The organism is Blastococcus sp. SYSU DS1024, from assembly GCF_054050795.1.
Map to the genome: position 1 here is coordinate 165,814 of NZ_JBJHAA010000001.1, position 23,154 is coordinate 188,967.

15 protein-coding genes are annotated in these 23,154 nt (G+C 73.0%); 3 read left to right on the forward strand and 12 right to left on the reverse strand.

Going from position 1 to position 23,154, the window contains the following annotated elements; translation table 11 throughout:
* The 10 genes from ACI79S_RS00845 to crcB all read right to left on the reverse strand — a co-directional run bounded on the left by ACI79S_RS00845 (window position 1) and on the right by crcB (window position 15,307).
* A complete protein-coding gene (locus ACI79S_RS00845; RefSeq protein ID WP_456591549.1) occupies window positions 1-2,499 on the reverse strand; it encodes a chemotaxis protein CheW in 2,499 nt (832 codons plus the stop codon).
* A 201-nt stretch (window positions 2,500-2,700) separates the two neighbouring features.
* Complete coding sequence (locus tag ACI79S_RS00850; protein WP_456591550.1) at window positions 2,701-4,329, reverse strand: methyl-accepting chemotaxis protein; 1,629 nt, start codon at window positions 4,327-4,329, stop codon at window positions 2,701-2,703.
* Window positions 4,330-4,636: 307 nt separating this feature from the next.
* Window positions 4,637-6,301, reverse strand: coding sequence for a methyl-accepting chemotaxis protein (locus ACI79S_RS00855; protein WP_456591551.1), 1,665 nt, complete (start codon window positions 6,299-6,301; stop codon window positions 4,637-4,639).
* Window positions 6,302-6,615: 314 nt separating this feature from the next.
* Window positions 6,616-8,184 carry a methyl-accepting chemotaxis protein gene (locus tag ACI79S_RS00860; protein WP_456591552.1) on the reverse strand — a complete coding sequence of 523 codons (1,569 nt, stop codon included), beginning with the start codon at window positions 8,182-8,184 and terminating at the stop codon, window positions 6,616-6,618.
* Window positions 8,185-8,570: 386 nt separating this feature from the next.
* Window positions 8,571-10,202, reverse strand: coding sequence for a methyl-accepting chemotaxis protein (locus ACI79S_RS00865; RefSeq protein WP_456591553.1), 1,632 nt, complete (start codon window positions 10,200-10,202; stop codon window positions 8,571-8,573).
* Window positions 10,203-10,461: 259 nt separating this feature from the next.
* Entirely contained in the window at window positions 10,462-12,069 is a 1,608-nt protein-coding gene (locus tag ACI79S_RS00870) for a methyl-accepting chemotaxis protein (protein WP_456591554.1), read from the reverse strand.
* A gap of 299 nt (window positions 12,070-12,368) precedes the next feature.
* The gene (gene otsB / locus ACI79S_RS00875; RefSeq protein ID WP_456591555.1) at window positions 12,369-13,106 is read right to left on the reverse strand and encodes a trehalose-phosphatase; all 738 of its coding nucleotides are present in this window, start codon (window positions 13,104-13,106) and stop codon (window positions 12,369-12,371) included.
* Complete coding sequence (locus ACI79S_RS00880) at window positions 13,103-14,518, reverse strand: alpha,alpha-trehalose-phosphate synthase (UDP-forming) (protein ID WP_456591556.1); 1,416 nt, start codon at window positions 14,516-14,518, stop codon at window positions 13,103-13,105. The genes otsB and ACI79S_RS00880 overlap by 4 nt, the downstream gene beginning before the upstream one ends.
* Before the next feature lie 49 nt (window positions 14,519-14,567).
* On the reverse strand, window positions 14,568-14,927 hold the full coding sequence (locus ACI79S_RS00885; protein ID WP_456591557.1) for a fluoride efflux transporter FluC: 360 nt from the start codon (window positions 14,925-14,927) through the stop codon (window positions 14,568-14,570).
* Window positions 14,924-15,307 (reverse strand): fluoride efflux transporter CrcB, encoded by a 384-nt coding sequence (gene crcB, locus ACI79S_RS00890; protein ID WP_456591558.1) that lies wholly within the window; start codon window positions 15,305-15,307, stop codon window positions 14,924-14,926. The genes ACI79S_RS00885 and crcB overlap by 4 nt, the downstream gene beginning before the upstream one ends.
* An 88-nt stretch (window positions 15,308-15,395) precedes the next feature.
* Here crcB and ACI79S_RS00895 point away from each other — a divergent pair, with 88 nt between their 5' ends.
* The 3 genes from ACI79S_RS00895 (at window position 15,396) to ACI79S_RS00905 (ending at window position 19,466) form a co-directional block, all read left to right on the forward strand.
* On the forward strand, window positions 15,396-16,493 hold the full coding sequence (locus ACI79S_RS00895; RefSeq protein ID WP_456591559.1) for a CaiB/BaiF CoA transferase family protein: 1,098 nt from the start codon (window positions 15,396-15,398) through the stop codon (window positions 16,491-16,493).
* Between the two features lie 150 nt (window positions 16,494-16,643).
* Window positions 16,644-18,242 (forward strand): murein biosynthesis integral membrane protein MurJ, encoded by a 1,599-nt coding sequence (gene murJ / locus ACI79S_RS00900; RefSeq protein ID WP_456591560.1) that lies wholly within the window; start codon window positions 16,644-16,646, stop codon window positions 18,240-18,242.
* A gap of 81 nt (window positions 18,243-18,323) precedes the next feature.
* Window positions 18,324-19,466: an ATP-grasp domain-containing protein gene (locus ACI79S_RS00905; protein WP_456591561.1), complete on the forward strand. Its 1,143-nt coding sequence runs from the start codon at window positions 18,324-18,326 to the stop codon at window positions 19,464-19,466.
* A gap of 14 nt (window positions 19,467-19,480) precedes the next feature.
* Here ACI79S_RS00905 and ngg read toward each other — a convergent pair whose 3' ends face one another.
* Both ngg and ACI79S_RS00915 read right to left on the reverse strand, forming a co-directional pair.
* Entirely contained in the window at window positions 19,481-21,241 is a 1,761-nt protein-coding gene (ngg, locus tag ACI79S_RS00910) for an N-acetylglutaminylglutamine synthetase (protein ID WP_456591562.1), read from the reverse strand.
* A gap of 11 nt (window positions 21,242-21,252) precedes the next feature.
* Window positions 21,253-23,037, reverse strand: coding sequence for an N-acetylglutaminylglutamine amidotransferase (locus ACI79S_RS00915; protein ID WP_456591563.1), 1,785 nt, complete (start codon window positions 23,035-23,037; stop codon window positions 21,253-21,255).
* Window positions 23,038-23,154 lie beyond the last annotated feature (117 nt).

The following is a 23,154-nucleotide window of genomic DNA, read 5'->3' on the forward strand; positions in this document are numbered from 1 at the left end:
TCAGACCTCCAGCAGAGCGGTGGGGACGCCGTCGGGCGTCGTCGTGGGAGGGGCGGAGTAGAACGCCGGGTCGGCGGCGAGGATCGCGGCCCGGACGTCGAGCAGCTCGGTGACCTTGTCCCCGAGGACGGCGGAGCCGAGCAGACCCATGTCGTCGATGTCGCTGCGCACGGCGGCCTCGCCGTCGACGATGTCGAGGATCTCCTCCACGACGATGGCGACGCTGCGGCCGTGGTCGGCGTAGACGATGACCTCGAGCACCTCCCGGTCGCTCTCGCCGTAGGCGCCCAGGTGCCGGTCCAGCCGGACCATCGGCAGGATGGCCCCGCGGTACTGCACGACCTCCCGGTTGCCGACCTTCTCCACCGCCTCGGTGCGGACCTGCTCGAGGCGGGTGACCGTGTCGAGCGGGATGGCCACCCGGCGGCCGCCCCCGATGGCCGCCAGCAGCATCCGCTGCCGGTCGGTCTCGGCGGACGCGACCTGGAGCGAGCCGGCCCGGGCCTCCTGCCGGTCGGTGCTCTCGGTGCGCAGCGCCCGACGGGCGAGCGCCTGCACGTCGAGGATCAGCGCCACCGTGCCGTCGCCGAGGACGGTCGCCCCCGAGTAGAGGCCGATGGACTTGAGCTGCCCGCCCACGGCCTTGACGACGATCTCCTCGGTGTTGATGACCCGGTCCACGACGAGGCCGAAGCGCCGGCCCTCGGAGCGGAGGACCGCGATGACGACGTGCCCGTCGTGCCGCTCGGAGGTCAGGCCCAGGACATCGGTGAGCCGGACGAGCGGGAGCAGCTCCCCGCGGAGCCGGTAGACCGGCGCGCCGCCGACCTCCTCGACGGCGTTGGCGGCCTTCTCGGCGTCCAGCGACACGAGCTCCTGCAGGCTGATCTGCGGGATCGCGTACCGGTCGGAGGCGCACTCGACGGTCAGCGCGGGGACGATCGCCAGCGTCAGCGGGATACGCAGCCGGCAGACCGTGCCCACGCCCGGGTCGGACTCGACCTCGATCGTGCCGCCGATCGACTCGATGTTGGTCTTGACGACGTCCATGCCGACGCCGCGGCCGGAGACGTTGGTGACCGCCGCGGCGGTGGAGAAGCCGGGCAGGAAGATCAGCTGGAGGATGTCCGCCGGGCTCATCCGGGACAGCGCGTCCTGGGTGAGCAGACCGCGCTGGACGGCGCGGGCCCCGAGCTTGACCGGGTCGATCCCGGCGCCGTCGTCGGCCACCTCGACCACGACCTGGCCGCTCTCGTGCCGGGCGCGCAGGGTGAGGACGCCCTCGGTGGGCTTGCCCGCCTTCTTGCGGTCCTCGGGCGCCTCGATGCCGTGGTCGACGGAGTTGCGGACCAGGTGGGTCAGCGGGTCCTTGACGGCCTCGAGCAGCGTCTTGTCGAGCTCGGTCTCCCGGCCCTCCATCTCCAGGCGGATGGACTTCTTCAGCTGGAGACCGAGGTCGCGGACGACGCGCGGGAGCTTGGACCAGATGTGGTCGATGGGCTGCATGCGCGTCTTCATGACGCCCTCCTGCAGCTCGCTGGCGATCAGGTTGAGCCGCTGGGAGGCGCGGATCAGGTCGGTGTCGGTCTGCCGTGCGACGTTCTGCACGATCTGGTTGCGGGTGAGCACCAGCTCACCGACGAGCAGCATGAGCTCGTCGAGCAGGTCGACGTCCACGCGGATCGTGCTGTCGGCGACGGCACGGCGGACCTGGCCGCCGGCGGCGGCGTCGGCGGGGACGGCCTCCCCCTCGGGGTGGTCGACGGCGACGGACTCGGACACCGGGTGCTCCTCGGCGGCGAGGGCCGGGGTGAGCGGCTCCTCGGACAGGTCGGTCCGCAGGTCCTCCTGCGGGCTCTCGGGCAGCTCCTCGACGACGGGAGCGGGGACGGCCTTGGCACGCGGCGCGCGCTTGGCCGGGGCCTTCGCGGCCGGCTTGGCCGGGGCCTTCGCGGCCGGCTTGGCCGGGGCCTTCGCGGCCGGCTTGGCCGGGGCCTTCGCGGCCGGCTTGGCGGGCGCCTTCCTCGCGGGTGCCGCCGGAGCGGCCTCCTCCGCCGCGGGGGCCTCGACCGCAGGCGCCTCGACCGCAGGGGCCTCGACCACGGCGGCCGGGCCGTCCTCCATGGCCGCGCTGATGGCGGCGACGACGGCGGAGACGTCCACCGAGCCCTCGCCCCCGGACGCCTCGATCGAGGTCAGCAGCGACCGGACCGTGTCGACCATCTGCAGCAGCACGCTGGTGCGCTGGGGCGTCAGGGCGAGCTCACCGTCACGCAGGCGGGAGAGCATGTTCTCGCCGACGTGCGTGACCTCCTCCAGGCGGTTGAACGCCAGGAAGCCGCTGGTGCCCTTGATGGTGTGGATGGTCCGGAAGATGCTGGACAGCCGCTCACGGGAGTTCGGCTCCTGCTCGAGCGCGACCAGGTCGGTGTCGAGCTGATCGAGGTTCTCGTGGCTCTCGACGAGGAATTCCTCGACGATGTCGTCCAGACCGTCCACTGCTGCCTTCTCTCTCATCGCGACGGAGCACAGTCGGCCCCGTTGGGTCATCGGCGGATCGGCCGCGGATTCAAGGTGAACCCGCACCACACCGGTCAGCCGTGTTATCGGCAGTTCATCGCCCGCGACCGACCCCCCGGCCGGGGGAAGGCCCCGCCCCCGTGAGCGGGCCGGAGGGACGGGGTCTTCCAGGGGCCCGTCTCAGTAGGTGAAGCGACCCACCGTGGTGCGCAGGTCGGCGGCCATCCGGGACAGCTCGTCCACGGCGGAGCGGGTCTGGGTGAGCGCCTGGGTGGTGGAATCGGCGGCGGTGGAGACCCCGGAGATGTTCTCCGCGATCTGCCCGGTGCCGCCGGCGGCCTCCTGCACCGAGCGGGACATCTCGCTCGTCGTCGCCGTCTGCTCCTCCACCGCGCTGGCGATGGTGGTCTGCCGGTCGGAGATCTGCGCGACGATCGTGCTGATCTCCCCGATCGCCGCCACCGCCGCCGTCGTGTCGCCCTGGATCGCCTGCACCCGGCGGGCGATGTCCTCGGTCGCCTTCGCCGTCTCCTGCGCCAGCTCCTTCACCTCGTTCGCGACCACCGCGAACCCCTTGCCGGCCTCACCGGCGCGGGCGGCCTCGATCGTGGCGTTCAGCGCCAGCAGGTTCGTCTGCTCCGCGATGCTCGTGATCACCTTCACCACGTTGCCGATCTCCGCGCTCGACTCGCCCAGCTTGGCGACGGTGGCCGTCGTCGTCTCCGCCGCCGTCACCGCACGCGCCGCAACCTCCGAGGCCTCCGCCGCGTTGCTCGCGATCTCCCGGATCGAGGCACCCATCTGCTCCGCACCCGCGGCCACCGTCTGCACGCTGCGCGACACCTCCTCGGCCGCACCCGACACCACACCCGACTGAGCCGCGGTCTCCTCCGCACCCGCCGAGATCTGCGCCGAGGATGCCGAGAGCTCCTCCGACGACGCCGCCACCGCATCCGCCGACGCGGCCACACCACCCAGCACCGAGCGCAGGCTGCCCACGGCCTCGTCCAGCGCGCGACCCATCCGGCCGAGCTCGTCACGGCTCTGCAGACCACTGGTGCGCGTCAGGTCACCGGCGGCGAGCGCCTCGGCGGCGGCCTGGATCCGGCGGACCCCGCGGGCGAAGCCGGTAGCCACGAGGAAGCCGCAGATCCCGGCGAGCACGAGGCCGACCACCAAGGTGGCCAGCAGAGCGGTGCGAGTGGAGGCGTAGGAGTCCTGCGCCGCGTCCGCGTCCGCGGTCGCCTCCGTCACCTTGAGCTCGGTGAGGGTCTGGAGGTCGGCGACCATCCGCTCGGTCAGCGGGGTGATCTGGTTGGCCCGCACGTCGTTGAACTCCGCCATCCGGCCCGCTCCGATCAGCGCGTCCATGGTGCCGGCGATGGTGAAGTACTCCTCGACCCCGTCGAGGACACCCTGCACGAGGCCGAGCTCCTCGGTGGAGACGCCGGGCATGGTCAGGTAGCTCCGGCCGGCGGTCTTCAGTGCCTCCCGTGCGGCCACCCGGTCGTCGGTGTAGCGCTGCTTGAGCTCAGGGGTGGTGGCGTAGGAGCGGCTGGTGCTGGTGAACCGGACGTTCATCAGCTGGAACCGCATCTCCTCGGCCAGCTGGGTACCGACCACGTGCTGCGAGTGCATCTTCTGGGTGCGCTCGGCGGCGCTGCCGAGGGAGGCCAGGCCGAGCACACCGACGACCAGGGCGACGACGGCGGCGACCGACACGGCGGCGAGCACTTTCGTGCGCACCCCGCGGTCGGCGAACCAGCTGCCGAGGTGCCCGGCGCGGCCGGGCATGGCGGAGTTGGACATGACTGCTCCTGGAGAAACTGGATGCGACAAGGGTGCGCGGATCACCAGGGCCACGTCCTTCTCGAATGGTCGTTCCGGACGACTCCCGTGCGCACAGCCATGGTGTGGCATTCAGGACGATGTCGTCACCGATTTGCATGCGTGTCCGTTCGGCGAAGCGAAATAGCGCGGTGACCGACGAATGCATGTGCCCTTGTCGACATCGGAGTTCGGGCGCGCGCTTCGCCGGTGGACGAGGAAATGCGAACGCCGGTGGTGACCGGGAAACGGTCACCACCGGCGTTCGCGGCGGGCACTGAGTATGCGATCAGTAGGTGAAGCGGCTCACCGTGGTGCGCAGGTCGGCGGCCATCCGGGACAGCTCGTCCACGGCGGTGCGGGTCTGGGTCAGCGCCTGGGTGGTCGAGTCCGCGGCGGTGGAGACCCCGGAGATGTTCTCCGCGATCTGCGTCGTGCCACCGGCGGCCTCCTGCACCGACCGCGACATCTCGCTCGTCGTGGCGGTCTGCTCCTCCACGGCCGAGGCGATCGTCGTCTGGTAGTCGTTGATCTGGGCGATCACCTCGCTGATCCGCCCGATCGCCGCGACCGCGCCCCCGGTGTCGCCCTGGATCGCCTCCACCCGGCGGGCGATGTCCTCGGTGGCCTTCGCCGTCTCCTGCGCCAGCTCCTTCACCTCGTTCGCGACCACCGCGAAGCCCTTGCCGGCCTCACCGGCGCGCGCCGCCTCGATGGTGGCGTTGAGCGCCAGCAGGTTGGTCTGCTCCGCGATGCTCGTGATCACCTTCACCACGTCGCCGATCTCCTTGCTGGACTCCCCGAGCCTGGTGATCGTCGCCGTGGTCGTCTCGGCCTCACCCACCGCCGCCGCGGCGACCCGCGCCGCCTCGTTCGCGTTCTGCGCGATCTCCCGGATCGAGGCACCCATCTGCTCCGCACCCGCGGCCACCGTCTGCACGCTGCGCGAGACCTCCTCCGCCGCACCCGAGACCACACCCGACTGCGCGGACGTCTCCTCCGCACCCGCCGAGATCTGCGCCGACGACGCCGACAGCTCCTCCGACGACGCCGCCACCGCATCCGCCGACCCCGCCACACCCGCCAGGACCTCGCGCAGGTTGTCCACGGCCTCGTCCAGCGCGCGACCCATCCGGCCGAGCTCGTCACGGCTCTGCAGACCACTGGTGCGCGTCAGGTCACCGGCGGCCAGCCCGGTCGCGACGTCCTGCACCTTCCGGACGGCGCGGGCGATGCCCGTCGCCACGGCGAAGCCGAGACCGAGCGCCGCCAGGATCCCGGCGACGATCACGGCGACGGTCAGGGTGCGCTGCGACTCGTAGTTGCCACGGACGTTGGCGCTGGCCTCCGCGGCCTCGGCCATCTCGATGTCGCGTAGTTCTTCCAGGTCACCGGCGAGCTCCTCCACCACCGGGGTGGCCTGCGCCTGGTTCACGACCGACCACCCGCGGACGTCCCCTGCGGCCGCCAAGGGGGCCATGGGCCCGGTCTGGATGGCGAAGTACGCGTCGATGTCGGCGGTGATCTCCTCCACCATGGCGAGCTTCTCCGGCTGAGTAGTACCTGCCCCGTAGGCCTTGGCGACCTCGTGGAACTCGGCGACGTAGCCCTCGGCAGCCGCGAACTTCTCCTGCTTCTGCGCCGGGGTCTCGGCGATCAGCGCGTCGCGCGTCACGACGCGCAGGCCACTGAGCAGCTGGTCCAGGGTCGCCGCCTGGACGGCGCCCTTGAGGTTGTTCTCGTAGAGCCGGTCGGCGTCGTCGGCCGCCGCGCTCATCCCGGAGACGCCCAGGGCACCGATGCCGGCGGCCACGACGGCGGTGACCGAGACGGCGCTGAGGATCTTCGTCTTGACCGAGAGGTCGCCCAACCGGGCCAGGGCGGACCGGCTGGCGGCCTGCTGGTCGACGCGACGGCTGCCCGACGTGGTGGGCGGACGGACGGCTGCGGTCATGGCGGTGCTCCAGGGACGAGAAGTGGGGGAGATCGGGCACCGGGCGGCGGCCGATGTGGGCACCCGGCGCGAGTTGTCTTGCAAGGGGAAAGATAGAACTCTCAATGGGCCGGGATCGGCCGAAATTGCGACGTGTCGCGGGGCGTCGGAAGAATGGTCCGTCACCGCACTTTCCGGAGTCGACATGGCGTCACCGCACATGCCGGTCACCGCGCGGGCGGGAATGCATTTCGACCGCCCGCGAAAGGCGCGGGCCGGGTGGCGACCGGGGAAGGGGTCACCACCCGGCCCGGCCGGGGGAAGCTCGCGTCAGGTCAGTAGGAGAACCTCCCGACGGTGGTGCGCAGGTCGGTGGCCATGCGGGACAGCTCGTCGACGGCGGTGCGGGTCTGGGTCAGCGCCTGCGTGGTGGAGTCCGCCGCACCCGAGACGTTGGTGATGTTGGCCGCGATCTGACCGGTGCCGTCGGCGGCCTCCTGCACCGACCGCGACATCTCGTTCGTCGTGGCCGTCTGCTCCTCCACCGCGCTGGCGATGGTGGTCTGCCGGTCGGAGATCTGCGCGACGATCGTGCTGATCTCCTCGATCGCCGTCACCGCCGCGGTGGTGTCGCCCTGGATGGCCAGCACGCGGCGGGCGATGTCCTCGGTGGCCTTCGCCGTCTCCTGCGCCAGCTCCTTCACCTCGTTGGCGACCACCGCGAAGCCCTTGCCGGCCTCCCCGGCGCGCGCCGCCTCGATGGTGGCGTTGAGCGCCAGCAGGTTGGTCTGCTCCGCGATCGAGGTGATCACCTTGACGACGTTGCCGATCTCCGCCGAGGACTCGCCCAGCTTCGCGACGGTGGCCGTGGTGGTCTCCGCGGCGGTCACCGCACGCGCCGCCACCTCCGAGGCCTCCGCCGCGTTGCTGGCGATCTCCCGGATCGAGGCACCCATCTGCTCGGCCCCCGCCGCGACGGTCTGCACGTTGCGCGACACCTCGTCGGCTGCCGAGGCCACCACACCCGACTGGGCGGAGGTCTCCTGCGCCGAGGACGAGATCTGCGCGGACGACGCCGAGAGCTCCTCCGAGCTGGCCGCGACCGCGTCCGCGGAGGCGACGACCGATGCCATCACGGCGCGCAGGCTCTCCTGCGCCTCGTCGAGGGCCGTTGCCATCTGCCCGATCTCGTCGGACTGCTGGATGCCGGTCTGCCGGGTGAGGTCGCCCTCGGCCAGCCCCTGGATGACGTGCTGCACCTTCTCCAGGTTCCGGCGGATGCCGCGCGCGACGAAGAAGCCGACCGCGAGGGCGACGGCCGAGCCGATGGCCAGCAGCGCGAAGACGAGCGTCCGCGCCCGCTCACTGGTGTCGGCGACCGCGGCGGCGGAGTCGCTCGCCTCGGAGATCTCGGAGGCGAGGAGCTGGTCGATCTCCCCGGTGAGCTGGTCCATGAGCTTCGCCGACTGCGCGTACAGCGCGCCGGCCGCGACGGCGTCACCGGCGCTGTAGGCCTGCCGCGTCTGGGCGTAGACCCCGCCCCAGGTGTCGTACGTGCCCAGGGCCTGCTCGGCCAGCGCCTCCTGCTCGGCGGTGGGCGCCGTGCCGAGATAGGTCACACCGGCCTGGCCGAACGCCTCGGCAGCCGCCGCGGCGCCCTCGGCCCACGTCTTGGCGTTCTCGGGGCTGACGTTCGGCAGCAGCAGGGCGGTCTGGTTGAGCTGGAGGGTCAGCAGCTGCGACCGCATCTCCTCCACCTGCACGAGCGCCTGGGTGCTCTCACGGTAGGTGGCGTCGGCCTTGTCGGCGGCATCGCCGAGGGAGGTCGCGCCCACGGCCCCGACGGCGACGCCGGCGAGGACCGCGACGGAGACCGAGCTGAGGATCTTGGCGGATACCGACATCCGGCCGTGCGCGCGCTGCGCGACAAGTGCCACTGGAGAAGTCCGTTCTGGAGAGGAATGCGAGTGCGACCGAATCCGGAGGACCAACGGACGAACTCGTCGCCGCTTTCGGTAGCCGTGGAGAAGCTAAGGCCGGGCGCCGTCAGCTGTCGAGGCTTTCCGGCCGTGTTGCGAAATGGCGAGAACAACGATTCGGACACGAAGTCCACGAGTCGACTCGGCCGTGGCGGTGGCCATTTCGCCATTGTCGACAACGGCGCCGGTACCCGGAATGGTGCCGGAATCCGGCCACGCGACGAGGGGCGCCCGACCAGTGGTCGAGCGCCCCTCGCCGGCTCCCGTCGATGCTCACCCCACGCGCGGGAGAGGCAGTTGAACGGGCCCTCCTAGTAGGTGAACCTCCCGACGGTGGTGCGCAGGTCGGCGGCCATCCGGGACAGCTCGTCCACGGCGGAGCGGGTCTGGGTCAGCGCCTGGGTGGTGGCGCCCGCGGCAGTGGAGACGCTGGTGATGTTCTCCGCGATCTGCCCGGTGCCGCCGGCGGCCTCCTGCACCGACCGCGACATCTCGCTCGTCGTCGCCGTCTGCTCCTCCACCGCGCTGGCGATGGTGGTCTGCCGGTCGGAGATCTGCGCGACGATCTGGGAGATCTCCCCGATCGCCGCCACCGCCGCCGTCGTGTCGCCCTGGATCGCCTGCACCCGGCGGGCGATGTCCTCGGTCGCCTTCGCCGTCTCCTGCGCCAGCTCCTTCACCTCGTTCGCCACCACCGCGAACCCCTTGCCCGCCTCACCGGCCCGGGCGGCCTCGATCGTGGCGTTCAGCGCCAGCAGGTTCGTCTGCTCGGCGATGCTCGTGATCACCTTCACCACGTTGCCGATCTCCGCCGAGGACTCCCCCAGCTTCGCCACCGTCGCCGTCGTCGTCTCCGCCGCCGTCACCGCACGCGCCGCAACCTCCGAGGCCTCCGCCGCATTGCTGGCGATCTCCCGGATCGACGCGCCCATCTGCTCGGCACCCGCCGCGACCGTCTCCACGCTGCGCGACACCTCCTCCGCCGCACCCGACACCACACCCGACTGAGCGCTGGTCTCCTCGGCCGAGGCCGCGATCTGCGCCGACGACGCGCTCAGCTCCTCCGAGCTGGCCGCGACCGCGTCCGCCGAGGAGACGATGTCGGCGATGGTGGTCGCCATCGCGTCGGCGGCAGTGTTGAGCGCCGTGGCCATCTGGCCGATCTCGTCACGGCCGCGCACCGCCAGCCGGGTGGTCAGGTCACGCGCAGCCAGCCGCTCGAGCCCGGCCTTGACCTCCTGGACCCCGCGGGTGATGCCCCGCGAGACGAGCAGCGCCAGACCGCCACCGAGCAGGAATGCCACGGCCGAGACGACCAGGGACACCGTCAGCGTCTCGGAGCGGGCGTCGACGACCGCAGCCTCCGACTCCGCGACACGGGCGTCGACCGATGCGACCAGCTCCACCATCGCCTGGTCGAGGACGTAGAAGACGTCCCACTTCTCGCCCTGCGAGAGGGCGTCGCCCTCGTCGAGGCGCCCCTGCTGCCACAGCAGGAAGATCTGGTCGTTGTAGTCGCTCATCAACGCCCAGTTCTGCTCGATCACCTCGAGGCTGGCCTCGGCGTCGGCGTCCAGCTGGTCGCGGTCGAGCTCGAAGAGGGCCTCGAAGCCGGCCGCGCCGTCGCGGTAGGCGGCGACGTTGTCGCCGTCGGCGGCCGCGGCGACGGCACCACCCTCGACCCGCGCCTTCCACGCGGTGATGTTCTGCCAGTTGGCGGCCCAGAGCAGGTCGTAGCGCGCCCCCTCCACGACGCGCTGGGCGGCGACCGCGTCGCGCGCCTCCGCGTGCAGATCCGCTACGCGCTGGGTGCCGGTGATGCCGGTGACCGTGGCGGCCAGCATCCCCAGGAGGAGGGCGGCGCAGACCGCGAAGATCCGTGTCCCGATACCGCGGTCGCGGTACCAGTGCCGACCTGTTGCGTCGGGCCGTGGTGCGGACATGGCGAGGCTTCCTCGTTCTCGAGCGGGCGGGCCGACTGCCCTGCCCCGGGGGTGGGAATGCGTTCCGTACGAGCAGATCGTCACCCGGCCGGCGGGTTTCTTAGCGTTGAGGCAGTACGTGTCGCGCATGTCGCGCGAAATGCCTGCGCGACCATTCTCTGCACAGCAGATTTGTCGACCCGAACACGACGAGCGGCGGGGAGCTCTCCGACCGGAATGGTCGGAGAGCCCCCCGCCCCAGGGAGTCGCCGGTGGTGCATCAGTACACGAAGCGACCCACGGTGGTGCGCAGGTCGGCGGCCATCCGGGACAGCTCGTCCACGGCGACCCGCGTCTGGGTCAGCGCCTGGGTGGTGGAATCGGCGGCGGTGGAGACCCCGGTGATGTTGGCGGCGATCTCGCCGGTGCCACCGGCGGCCTCCTGCACCGAGCGGGACATCTCGCTCGTGGTGGCCGTCTGCTCCTCCACCGCGCTGGCGATGGTGGTCTGCCGGTCGGAGATCTGCGCGACGATCGTGCTGATCTCCCCGATCGCCGCCACCGCCGCCGTCGTGTCGCCCTGGATCGCCTGCACCCGGCGGGCGATGTCCTCGGTCGCCTTCGCCGTCTCCTGCGCCAGCTCCTTCACCTCGTTGGCCACCACCGCGAAGCCCTTGCCGGCCTCACCGGCGCGGGCGGCCTCGATGGTGGCGTTGAGCGCCAGCAGGTTGGTCTGCTCGGCGATGCTCGTGATCACCTTGACGACATTGCCGATCTCCGCGCTCGACTCCCCCAGCTTCGCCACCGTCGCCGTCGTCGTCTCCGCCGCCGTCACCGCACGCGCCGCAACCTCCGAGGCCTCCGCCGCGTTGCTCGCGATCTCCCGGATCGAGGCACCCATCTGCTCCGCACCCGCGGCGACGGTCTCCACGCTGCGGCTGACCTCCTCGGCCGCCGAGGCCACCACCCCGGACTGCGTCGAGGTCTCCTCCGCTCCGGCCGCGATCTGCGCCGAGGAAGCGCTCAGCTCCTCCGACGAGGCCGCCACCGCCGTCGCCGAGTCGGCGACCGAGGCCAGGACCCCCCGCAGGCTGGTCCGGGCGGCGTCGAGCGCGGCCGCCATCCGGCCGACCTCGTCCCGCGAGGACACCCCGGTGTCCACGGTCATGTCGCCCGTCGCGAGGGCCTCCAGCGACTGCTTCACCCGCTGGACCGGACGCGTCACCGACACCATGGTGAACCAGCCCATGACCGCCATGAGGGCCACCGCGACGAGCGCGATGACCAGGCTCGTCGTCTGGGACCGCGTGATGGTGGCGGCGAGCTCCTGCTCGGCGGCGATGCTCTCGCCGATCAGCGCGTCCTTCGCGGCGCCCACCGCGCCGTCGGTCAGGTCGTTGGCGGCCTGGATCTCCTCCCAGCGCAGTCGCATGCCCGCCTGGTCGGCCGCGGTCGCGCCGACGAACGCCTCGATGGCCTGGGTGTAGTCGCCGAAGCTGTCGAGCACCCCGTCGACGGCGACCGCGCTCTCACCGGTCAGCTCCACCGCCTGCAGGGCGGCCAGCAGCTCCTCGGCGGTGGCGATGTCGTCCGCCAGCTCCTCGAGCTGCACGGCCGGGTCGGGGCGGACCAGGGCCTTGTACGCGTCGACCTTGAGCTCGCTGGCCCGCGTGTCGAGCTGGAGGACCACCGCCTCGGCGGTGTTGAGGTCCCCGGTGTGCGCGTTGATGTCCTGGACGTCGGAGTTGCCCACGAGCATGGACGCGAGGATGCCGCCGCAGCCGACGACGACCGTGCCGATGAGGGCACCGAACTTCACCGCCAGGGGGCGGTCGGCGAACCATCCGGCACGCCGCCGGGTACCGGGGGAGGGGGGAGCTGCGTGCACGCTGGACCGTCCTGGGAGAGAGATGTCGCGCCGGTGTGGCGGCTCTCTCATTGTCGTGACTCCACCCAGGTCCCAGAGCACCGTTCCGGAACGCATTCCGAGATCGTTACGCCATTCCCGGGTCAGCGTCTCCGGCGCGTGATTCGTCGACAACGCCGAAACGCTCGTCGCCGCGCACCCTCCCCATTTCCGCAGTTCCCCGGAGAGAAATGCGGGCATGTCGACACCGCGGGGCACGGTGACCGCCGGACACCGGTCCGGCCGTCCGCCGCGCGGTACGACACGAGGACGCGGCGGACTCAGCCCAGGCGGTCGGCGAGCGCCCCGAGGAGGCCCACCACGGCCTCGGGCCCGGCCACCCGGTGGCGGGCTGCGGTCTCACCGTCACCCACCTTGACCGTCAGGTCGTCGGGCCGCAGTGCCCGGAACGCGTCCTCGTCGGTGACGTCGTCGCCGAGGTAGAGCGCAGCCCGCGCACCCAGCTCGCCGACGAGCCGCTGCACCGCCGCACCCTTGTGCGCGTCGGTGACCGCCACCTCCAGGACGTCCTTGCCCGGCTTCAGCGTCAGTGACGGATCCACCGCCCGGCGGGCCTGCTCCAGCAGCTCGGCCGCTCGGGTGCGATCGGCCACCTGCCGCACGTGGACGGCGACGCTGGCCGGCTTGATCTCCAGCCGGGCGCCGGGTGCGCTCTCGACCAACGGCCGCAGCACCCCGGCGAGCTCGTCCCGCCGACCGGCGTCCGCACCGGCGAGCGGGCCGTCGAACTCCGCACCGTGGCTGCCGATCCAGCGGAAGGGACCCGACAGCCCGCTGGTCCGGCGCAGGTCCTCGACTCCGCGGCCGCTGACGAGGGCGACCGTGACGCCGTCGACCGCCGCCAGCCGCGCCAGCACCTCGGCGACACCGGGCTCCGGGACGGCCGCCGCCGGGTCATCGCGAAGACGGGCGAGCACACCGTCGTAGTCGCTGGCGACCAGCAGCGGCCGGCGCGCGGCGAGCGCCGTCAGCGCCTCGTCGAGGCCGGGCGAGGTCACGCCTGGCCCCGCAGCGCCTCGAAGAACGAGCTGGCCCAGTGGTCGAGGTCGTTGCGGAACAGGTGCCGGCGCATGGTCCGCATCCGCTTCGCGGCCTCGGCCGGCTCGATGCGCAGCGCCCGGACCAGCTGGGTCTTGACGCTGGCGATGTCGTGCGGGTTGACCAGGAAGGCCTGCCGCAGCTCGGCCGCGGCCCCGGCGAACTCCGACAGCACCAGCGCGCCACGGAGGTCACCGCGCGCCGCGACGTACTCCTTGGCCACCAGGTTCATGCCGTCGCGGTAGGGGGTCACGAGCATGACGTCGGCGGCCCGGTACAGCGCGGCGAGCTCCTCGCGCGGCATCGACTGGTTGAAGTAGTGGACGGCGGGGCCGGCGATGGAGCCGAAGACGCCGTTGATGTGGCCGACCTGCTGCTCGATCGTCTCGCGCATGTGCACGTAGTGCTCGACGCGCTCGCGGCTCGGCGTCGCGACCTGCACCAGCACCGTGTCGGGGGCCTCGACCGCACCGTCCTCGAGCAGCTCCTGGAACGCGTTGAGCCGGACGCTGATGCCCTTGGTGTAGTCCAGCCGGTCGACACCCAGGATGATCTTGTCCGGGTTGCCGAGTTCGGCGCGGATCTCCTTCGCCCGCGCCAGCACCTCCGGGGAGGAGGCGAGCTCGTCGAAGGCCCGGACGTCGATGGAGATCGGGAAGGCCTTGGCCACCACCGTGCGGCCGTCGTACTCGATCTGGTCGCGCTTGCAGCTCAGGTCGTGCAACCGCCGGGCCAACTGCACGAAGTTCACGGCCGCCGACGGGCGCTGGAAGCCGACCAGGTCCGCGCCGAGCAGCCCCTCCACGATGGCCGACCGCCAGGGGAGCTGGGTGAACAGCTCGTAGGGCGGGAACGGGATGTGCAGGAAGAAGCCGATGGTCAGGTCCGGCCGGACCTGCCGCAGCATCGCCGGCACCAGCTGCAGCTGGTAGTCGTGCACCCAGACGATGGCGCCCTCGGCCGCCACCGCCGCGGCGCGCTCGGCGAACCGCTTGTTGACCTGCACGTAGGTGTCCCACCAGGCGCGGTGGTACTCGGGCTTCTCGACCACGTCGTGGTACAGCGGCCACAGCGAGGCGTTCGACATGCCCTCGTAGTAGCGGTCGACCTCCTCCTCGCTGAGCTCGACGGGGATCAGCGACATGCCCGATGACTCGAACGGCTCGGGCGCCTCGCCGGCGGACCCGGACCAGCCGACCCACGCGCCACCGCGCCCGGCGACGAACGGCTCGAGCGCCGTGACCAGCCCACCGGGGCTCCGCTGCCACCGGGTGCTGCCGTCCGGCTCGATGACCTGGTCCACCGGAAGCCGGTTGGCGACCACGACGACGGGGCTGTCCGCCCCGACCGTCTGCTTCGTGTTCTCCGCCATACCGCCCCGACCCTATCCAGCCCCAGGCTGCCCCGCTGCGCGGGGCGGCTCAGATCACCCGGCCGAGCGCGTACCCGCCCGCCGCGGCCGTCAGTCCCACGAGCACGGTCGCGATCACGTACGCCACGGCACGGAGGGGGGCGCGGGCCTCCGCCAGCCGGACCACCTCGGTGCCGAACGTCGAGAACGTGGTGAGCGTGCCGCACAGGCCGACGCCCACCAGCGCGACCACCCACGCCGGGGCGGTGGCGGTCCCGAGGAGGACGCCGAGCAGCGCGCTGCCCGCCACGTTGACGGTGAAGGTGCCCAGCACGCTGCCCGCTCCCCGCCGGGCCACGGCGACCCGCTCGGCCAGCAGCCGCAGCGGCGCGCCGACCAGGGCGCCCGCGACCACCAGCCACGGCGTCACCGGGGCGCTCCGGCGAGGGCGCGGCCGGCCAGCGTCCCGGCGGCCGCGGCGGTGATGCCGCCGAGCACCGAGAGCGCGACGTAGGACAGCGCGGTGCCGACCGCCCCGGCCTCCACCAGCCGGACGACCTCCACCGCGAAGGTCGAGTACGTGGTGAAGCCGCCGAGCACGCCCACGCCCAGGAACGGGCGGGCCCAGAGGGAGCCCGGAGCGCGCGCCACCAGGACCGCCGCCAGCGCGCCGAGGATGAGGCAGCCGGTCACGTTCACGCCGAGGGTCGCCCAGGGCAGGCCGGCGGGGGAGTGGGGGAACGCCTCGGCCAGGCCCCAGCGCCCGAGCGCGCCCAGCGCCCCGCCGAGCGCTGCCAGCAGGTAGGCCATGTGACCTGGCTCTCCTCCCCTGTGCGGCGTCGGGCAGCATGCCCCCGGGAGGGTCGCACGCGCGCGGCCCGGAGCAGGGGAGGACGCCGTGGGACCGCTGGAGGGCGTGCGGGTCGTCGAGTTCGCCGGGCTGGGGCCGGGTCCGTTCTGCGGGATGCTGCTGGCCGACCTCGGCGCCGACGTGGTGCGCATCGACCGGAAGGGCGACCGCGGGGGACTGCTGGGCTCGCTGGGCGCGACCTCCCTGCTCGACCGCGGCAAGCGCTCGATCGCCCTCGACCTCAAGGACCCGGCCGACCTGGAGGTGGTGCGCGCCCTCGTGCGGCGAGCCGACGTCCTGCTGGAGGGCTTCCGGCCGGGCGTGATGGAGCGTCTGGGGCTGGGCCCGGACGCGTTGCTGGGGGAGAACCCCGCGCTCGTCTACGGCCGGATGACCGGCTGGGGGCAGAGCGGGCCGCTCGCGCACAGCGCCGGCCACGACATCGGCTACATCGCACTGACCGGCGCGCTCGGCGCCAGCGGGCGCCCGGACGAGCGCCCGGCTCCGCCGCTGAACCTGCTCGGCGACTTCGGGGGCGGGGGAGTGTTCCTGGCGCTCGGTGCGCTCGCCGCGCTGCTGCACGCCCGGGCCACGGGGGAGGGGCAGGTGGTCGACGCGGCGATCGTCGACGGGACCGCCGTCCTGACCACGATGATCCACGGGATGCTGGACGCCGGGGTGTGGACCGACCGCCGCGGCCGCAACCTCCTGGACACCGGGGCGCCGTTCTACGACGTCTACCGCTGCGCCGACGACCAGTTCCTCGCCGTCGGCGCGCTGGAGGAGCAGTTCTACGCCGCGCTGCTCGAGGGCCTCGGGCTGGCCGGGGACGAGACGCTGCCGCGCCGCGAGGACCCCCGGCAGTGGCCGGGGCTGCGGGAGCGGTTCACCGAGGTCTTCGCCTCCCGCACCCGCGCGGAGTGGTGGTCGGTGTTCGAGGGCACGGATGCCTGCGTGGCGCCGGTCTGGTCGCTGCTGGAGGCCACCGAGGACCGGCACAACCGTGAGCGGGGGGTGTTCGTCGAGGTCGACGGCGTGCGGCAGCCCGAGGTCGCCCCGCGGTTCTCCCGCACGCCGGGCGCGGTCGGCAGCGTCCCGCGGCCCGGCCAGCACGGCGACGAGATCCGCGCCGAGCTCGGCCTCTGAACGCCGTCCTCCCTCACCCCGCGGTGTCCTCCCGCACCGCACACCGTGAGGGAGGAGGCGCCACGATCAGGTCCCCTGATCATCGCCCGGGCCGGGCGCGGCGGCGGGTCCCGTGCCGGCCCGGGCCGGCGGGCGTCATGATCGGACCCCGTGACGAGTGACGGGGACCCCGCACCCGGGCACGTCCGGCGCGGACCTCTGCGCGGAGGCGTGGCCCGGGCGGCGACGCTCCTGATCTCCCTCACCGCCGTCAGCCAACTCCTCGGGTTCGTCCGGGACGCCGTCATCGCCGCCGTCTTCGGGGCCGGTGCAGCGCTCGACGCCTACCTCGTCGCGCAGGGCGTCATGAACCTGGTGCTCGCGCTGGTCGCCGGTGCACTGGCGCGGGCAGTGGTGCCCCCCGTCGCCCGTGCGGTGGCCGCGGACGACGGCCCGCGGGCCGACCGCACGGTGCGCACGGTGCTGACCCTCGGCACGCTGGTGCTCGTCGCCGGCTCCGTGCTGATGTTCCTGGCCGCCGAGCAGGTGGTCGCGGTGCTGGCCCCCGGCTTCGACGAGGCGACCGCGGCGCTGACCGTCCGGCTCACCCGCATCGTCCTCGTCGCCGCCGTCTTCATCGCCGCCACCGACGTCCTCGCGGCCGCCTGCCAGGCACACGGCCGCTTCTTCGCCTCCGGGCTGCAGGGCGTCCCGTTCAACCTGGTCATGATCGGCGCGGCGCTCTGGGCGGGGCCGCGCTTCGGCATCGAGGCGCTCGCGGTCGGCTTCGTCGTCGGCTCGGCCGTCCGCATGCTCGTCCAGCTCCCCGCCGTGCGGGCCGCCGGCATGCGGCTGCGGCCCCGGCTGGCCCTGCGCGATCCGGACGTCCGCGAGGTGCTCCGGCTGGCCCCGGCCCTGCTGGTCGGCAGCGCGGTCCTCAACGTCAACACGCTCGTCGACCGGGCCGTCGGCTCGGCGCAGGGGGAGGGTGTCATCACCGCGCTGAGCCTCGGCTTCCGCGTGATCCACCTCGTCGACGCACTGCTCGTCGCGACGGTCGTGGCCGCGCTCTACCCGACGTTCAGCGCCGTGGGCACGCCCGACCGCCGGGCCGACCTGCGCGCGCTCGTGGACCGCACCTCACGGCTGCTCGTCGCCCTGCTGGTCCCCGTGGTCGCCGCGCTGGTCGTGCTGGCCCGGCCGGTCGTCCAGTTCTTGTACGGCCGGGGTGACTTCGACCAGGCCGCGGTGACGGCGACGGCCACCGCCGTCGCCTTCTCGGCCGCGGCGGTCCTCGGCATCGCGCTCCGGTCCACCACCGCGCGGGCCAGCCTGGCGGTCGGGGACAGCCGGACCCCCACGGTCGTCGCTGTCGCCGCCATGGTCGTCAACGTCGTCGGCGACCTCACCCTGGGTGTCGCCTTCGGCATCGCGGGCCTGGCGGCGTCGACCAGCCTGTCCCTGCTGCTGGCGGCGGCGCTGGCCGTGGCCCTGCTCGCGCGCCGGCACGCCGCTGTCACCCCGCGGGCACTGGTGGGGACGACCGTGCGCGCCTCCGCGGCGGCAGCCGCCGGGGGGCTCGCCGCCACGGCCGTGCTCGCGGCCTGGGGAGGCGAGCCGGCGGACACGCTGACCGCGGCCGGTCAGCTCCTCTCCGGAGGCCTCGGCGGGGCCGCCGTCTACGCCGGCGCCCTGGCCGTGCTGCGCGGGCCGGAGCTGGGCGAGCTGCGCGACCTCGCGCGCCGCCGCCTGCGGCGCCAGGTCCCCTGACCGCCCGCCGGTCCTCCCCCGTGCGGGGGGAGCGCACGGTGGAGCCGACCGCAGCCCGACCCGGCGTCATAAGGTCGTGCGATGCCTTCTCCCGGTCGCGCGCTCGTGCTCACGTCGAGCCGTGACCGCGGGGCGCTGGCGGCCGTCCGCGCGCTGGACCGGGCGGGCTGGCACGTCGGCGTCGGGTCGCCCGACGGCGGTGGGATGGTCGCCGCCTCCCGCTCCAGCCGGCAGACCCACCACGTGCCCCGCCCGCGCGGGCACATGGACGACTTCGTCGCGGCGGTCCGGCGGGCCGTCGCCGGGGGCGGGTACGACGTCGTCTTCGGCAGCGGGGACGACTGGATGGCGGCCCTGGCGGTCTGCGCGGGGTCGGTACCCGCAGTGGTCGTCCACCCGCGGGCGGACGTAGCCCTGGCCGCGCTCGACAAGGCCGAGTTGGCGCAGCGCGCCACCGCCGCGGGGCTGCCCACCCCACGCACGGAGCTGGCGACCCCGTCCGCGCTCGCCGGCTGGAGAGGACCGGTCGTGGTGAAGTGCCGCGCCCACTGGCAGCCGGGTCTGCGGCAGCGGCTGCGCATCGAGGCGCGCCGCTACCCCGGTGTCGAGCAGGCACGGCCGCGGGTCCGGCTCCTGCAGGACGCGGGATTCGAGGCGCTGCTGCAGGAGCCCGTCGACGGGGAGCTCGAGGCGCTGGTGGGGCTGCTGCACGACGGCCGGCTCCACGGGCGCGTCCAGCAACGCGCGCTGCGGCTGTGGCCGACGCCGAGCGGGGTCACCAGCCGCGCCGTCACCGTGCCGGTCGACGAGGAGCTCGTCGCCGGCGCCACCCGGCTGCTGACCGGGCTGGGCTGGTCGGGGCTCGTGCAGCTGCAGTTCCTGCGCGACGACGCCGGAGCCCTGCGGCTCATCGACCTCAACGGCCGGTTCTTCGGGTCGATGGCCCTGTCGACCGCGGCCGGGCCCAACCTCCCGGACGCCTGGGCACGGCAGGCGCTCGGCCTGCCGCTGCCGCCCCTGCCCGACGGGAGCACGGGGGTGCGCTACCTCTGGACGGCGGGCGACCTGCGCCGGGCCGCGGCCGAACGCCGGGGTGGCCTGCTCGCCGACGGCGCCTCGGTCCTGCGCTGGTTCCCGGGCGCCGTCCCCAGCGTCTGGGACGCCCGCGACCCGGGGCCGACCCTGACCCTCGCCGCCGAGCGCGTGCGGCGGCGCCGGGCCTGATCCCGGCCCGGGCGTCAGCCGCGGCGGCGGGTCTCGGGGAAGAGCAGGTCGACGAAGCGCTCCGCGGTCGGCTGCGGCTCGTGGTTGGCCAGCCCTGGCCGCTCGTTGGCCTCGATGAAGACGTAGTCGGACCCACCGACGTCGGGCACGAGGAAGTCGATCCCCGTGACCGGGATGTCCAGCGCCGCGGCGGCGCGCACCGCGGCGTCCGCGATCTCCGGGTGCAGCTCGCCGGTGACGTCCTCGATCGTGCCGCCGGTGTGCAGGTTCGCCGTCCGCCGCACCTGGATCCGCTCGCCGTTGCGCGGGACGTCGTCCATGTCGTAGCCGGCCGCGGCGATCACCTCGACGGTGGTGTCGTCCAGCGGGATCCGCGACTCGCCACCGGTCGCCCGCTCCCGGCGGCGGCTGGTGGAGCGCACCAGGTCGGCCACGGTGGTCCGGCCGTCGCCGATGATCTCCGCCGGCCGCCGGACCGCGGCCGCGACCACCTCCCGGTCGATGACGACGACGCGCAGGTCCTGCCCGGGCACCAGCTCCTCCACGAGGACGTCGGGGCAGAACTGGGCCGCGTGGCGGACCGCGCGCTGCAGGGCGGCGTCGCCCTTGACCCCGACGGTGATGCCCTTGCCCTGCTCTCCCCGCGCGGGCTTGACGACGACGGCGTCCACCTCGCGCAGCAGGGCGGAGGCGGCCGCCAGGTCCTCCGCGGTCGCCCGGGCACCGCGGGGGACCCGGACACCCGCCCGCTCCATGATGCGGCGGGTGACGCGCTTGTCGTCGCAGCGGCTCATCGCGACGGCGGTGGTGAACTCCGAGAGCGACTCGCGGGTGAGCACGGTCCGGCCGCCGACCGACAGCCGCATCTCGCCCCACTCGGCGTCGGTGACCTCGACCCGGATGCCCCGGCGCAGCGCCTCCTCGGCGATGATCAGCGCATAGGGGTTGAGGTTCTCCAGCCCGGGCGGGCGGGCGGCGAACAGCGGCGTGTTGATCGGGTTCTTGCGCTTCACGCAGACCGCCGACACCCGGGTGAACCCGAGCTTGCGGTACAGGGCGATGGCCCCGGTGTTGTCGTGCATGACCGACAGGTCCAGGTAGGCGCGCCCGCGGCCCACGTAGCGCTCGGCGAGCACCCGCACCAGCGCCTCACCCGTTCCGGGCGGGGCATCCTGGTTGTGCACGGCCAGGCACCACAGGCTGGTGCCGCCCTCGGGGTCGTCGAAGGCCAGGGTGTGGTCGACGCCGGTGACCGTGCCGACGATGGCCCCCGTCCGCCGGTCCTCGGCCACCAGGTAGGTGAAGCAGCGGGTGCGGTGGTTGCGCCACATGACGTCGGCGTCGCCCAGGACCATGCCGTTGAGGGCGTAGATCTCGTTGATCCGGTCCATGTCCGCGCGCGAGGTCGCGGTGCGGACGAACACCCCGCGGATCAGCTCGTGCCGCGCCCGGTACCGGTGCAGGTCCAGCCGGTAGGTGTAGCTCGGGTCGATGAACAGCTCGTCGGGCGCGAGCCCCACCAGCACGTGCGGGTCCCGGGGGTAGATGCAGATGTCGCGCTCGCCGGTCTCCTCGGCGCGCAGCGCATCGACGATGCCCTCCAGGTCGGAGAAGGTCTGGCCGTAGACCAGCCGTCCCCATCCCATGTCGAGCACGACGTCGGACTGCATGCCCTGCAGCTGGTGCTCCGACGGCTCCCGCCACGAGTGGTCGGTCAACGCGGGCGTGCTGGCCACCGCAGTCCGGCGTCGGTGGCCGGCGAGCCGGGGTGCCATGGTCATCTCCCTCAGACCGAGTGCGTCTGCAGCCACAGCTCCAGCAGGCCCAGCTGCCAGAGCTTGTTCCCGCGCAACGGCGTCAGCTCACCGTTCGGGTCGGCGAGCAGCTCCCGCACGTACTCGGGGCGGAACAACCCGCGGTCCCGGGCCGCGTCGCTGGAGAGGGCGTCCCGCACCAGGTCCAGCACCTTGCCCTGCAGGTGGGTGATCGCGGGCACCGGGAAGTAGCCCTTGGGCCGGTCGATGACCTCCGGCGGGATGATCCGCCGTCCGATGGCCTTGAGGATGCCCTTGCCGCCGTCGGCCAGCTTCAGCTCCGGCGGGCAGAGGGCCGCGAGCTCCACGAGGTCGTGGTCGAGGAACGGCACCCGGGCCTCCAGACCCCAGGCCATGGACATGTTGTCCACCCGCTTCACCGGGTCGTCGACGAGCATGACCTCGCTGTCCAGCCGCAGCGCGGCATCGACGGCCGTCTCGGCGCCGGGCGCGGACATGTGCTCGCGCACGAACGCCAGGCTCGGGTCGGAGTTCAACGCGTACCGGCCGGAGACCACGTGCCGCATCTGCGCGTGGTCGCGGTCGAAGAACGCCTTCGCGTAGGTGCGCACCGCCTCCTCGCGGCCGACACCGGCCAGCGGCGGGTACCAGTGGTAGCCGGCGAAGACCTCGTCGGCGCCCTGGCCCGACTGCACCACCCGGATCGACTGGCTGACCCGTTCCGAGAGGAGGTCGAAGGCGACGACGTCGTGGCTGACCATCGGCTCGGCCATCGCCCCGATGGCGTGCCCGAGCGAGCCGGCCAGCTCGTCCGAGCCGACGCGGATCCGGTGGTGGTCGGTGGCGAAGCGCTCGGCGATGACGTCGGAGTAGGCGAACTCGTCGCCCTCGCGGCCACCGACGGACTCGAAGCCGATGGAGTAGGTGGCCAGCCCGGTCTGGCCCTCCTGGGCCAGCAGGCCGACGATCAGGCTGGAGTCCAGCCCGCCGGAGAGCAGCACGCCGACCGGGATGTCCGCGACCAGGCGGCGCCGGACGGCGACCCGCAGCGCCTCCTCGATCGCGTCCTCCCAGTCGCGGGCGGACCAGTTCGCGTGCTCGGCACGGCGCTCGTAGGTGGCCTCCCAGTAGCGGTGCTCGCGGCTGGTGCCGTCGGGCTCGATGACCCGGACGGTGGCCGGCGGCAGCTTGCGCACGCCGTTGAGGATCGTCCGGGGCGCGGGGACCACGGCGTGCCAGGTCAGGTAGTGGTGCAGGGCGACCGGGTCGACGGAGGTGTCGACCTCACCGGCGCGCAGCAGGGCCGGCAGCGTCGAGGCGAACCGCAGCCGCTTGCCCGGCGTCTCGGAGAGGTACAGCGGCTTGATGCCCAGCCGGTCGCGGGCCATGACCACCCGGCCGGTGTCCCGCTCGGCGATGACGAAGGCGAACATGCCGTGCAGGTGCGAGACGACGTCGGTGCCCCAGTGGTGGTAGCCCTTGAGGATCACCTCGGTGTCGCTGTGCGAGAAGAAGCGGTAGCCGTGGCCCTCGAGCTCGGCCCGCAGCTCCTGGTAGTCGTAGATGCAGCCGTTGAAGACCGCGGTCAGGCCCAGCTCGTTGTCGACCATCGGCTGCGATCCGCAGGTGGAGAGGTCGATGACCGAGAGCCGGCGGTGCCCGAAGGTGATCCGGCCGTTGCTCCAGAAGCCCTGGCCGTCCGGGCCGCGGGGGACCAGGGCCTCGACCATGCGGGTGACCGCGGTCGTGTCGGCCATCGAACCGTCGAACGTGATCTCGCCACTGAGGCCGCACATGCAAGATGATCTAACCCCTCTCGGCCGCATCCCGCTCGCCGAGACGCCGTCGGGCGGCGCGGTCGTGGCGCACCTCACGCGTGGTTCCACGTGGAACGCCGCAGCGGGCGGCGTCGC

Excerpts from the sequence above, each read along its gene's own strand:
- ACI79S_RS00850 (WP_456591550.1), bottom strand. The coding sequence starts at position 4,329 with ATGTCCAACTCCGCCATGCCCGGCCGCGCCGGGCACCTCGGCAGCTGG.
- ACI79S_RS00855 (WP_456591551.1), bottom strand. The coding sequence starts at position 6,301 with ATGACCGCAGCCGTCCGTCCGCCCACCACGTCGGGCAGCCGTCGCGTC.
- ACI79S_RS00860 (WP_456591552.1), bottom strand. The coding sequence starts at position 8,184 with ATGTCGGTATCCGCCAAGATCCTCAGCTCGGTCTCCGTCGCGGTCCTC.
- ACI79S_RS00865 (WP_456591553.1), bottom strand. The coding sequence starts at position 10,202 with ATGTCCGCACCACGGCCCGACGCAACAGGTCGGCACTGGTACCGCGAC.
- ACI79S_RS00880 (WP_456591556.1), bottom strand. The coding sequence starts at position 14,518 with ATGGCGGAGAACACGAAGCAGACGGTCGGGGCGGACAGCCCCGTCGTC.
- crcB (WP_456591558.1), bottom strand. The coding sequence starts at position 15,307 with ATGGCCTACCTGCTGGCAGCGCTCGGCGGGGCGCTGGGCGCGCTCGGG.
- ACI79S_RS00905 (WP_456591561.1), top strand. The coding sequence starts at position 18,324 with ATGCCTTCTCCCGGTCGCGCGCTCGTGCTCACGTCGAGCCGTGACCGC.
- ngg (WP_456591562.1), bottom strand. The coding sequence starts at position 21,241 with ATGGCACCCCGGCTCGCCGGCCACCGACGCCGGACTGCGGTGGCCAGC.
- ACI79S_RS00915 (WP_456591563.1), bottom strand. The coding sequence starts at position 23,037 with ATGTGCGGCCTCAGTGGCGAGATCACGTTCGACGGTTCGATGGCCGAC.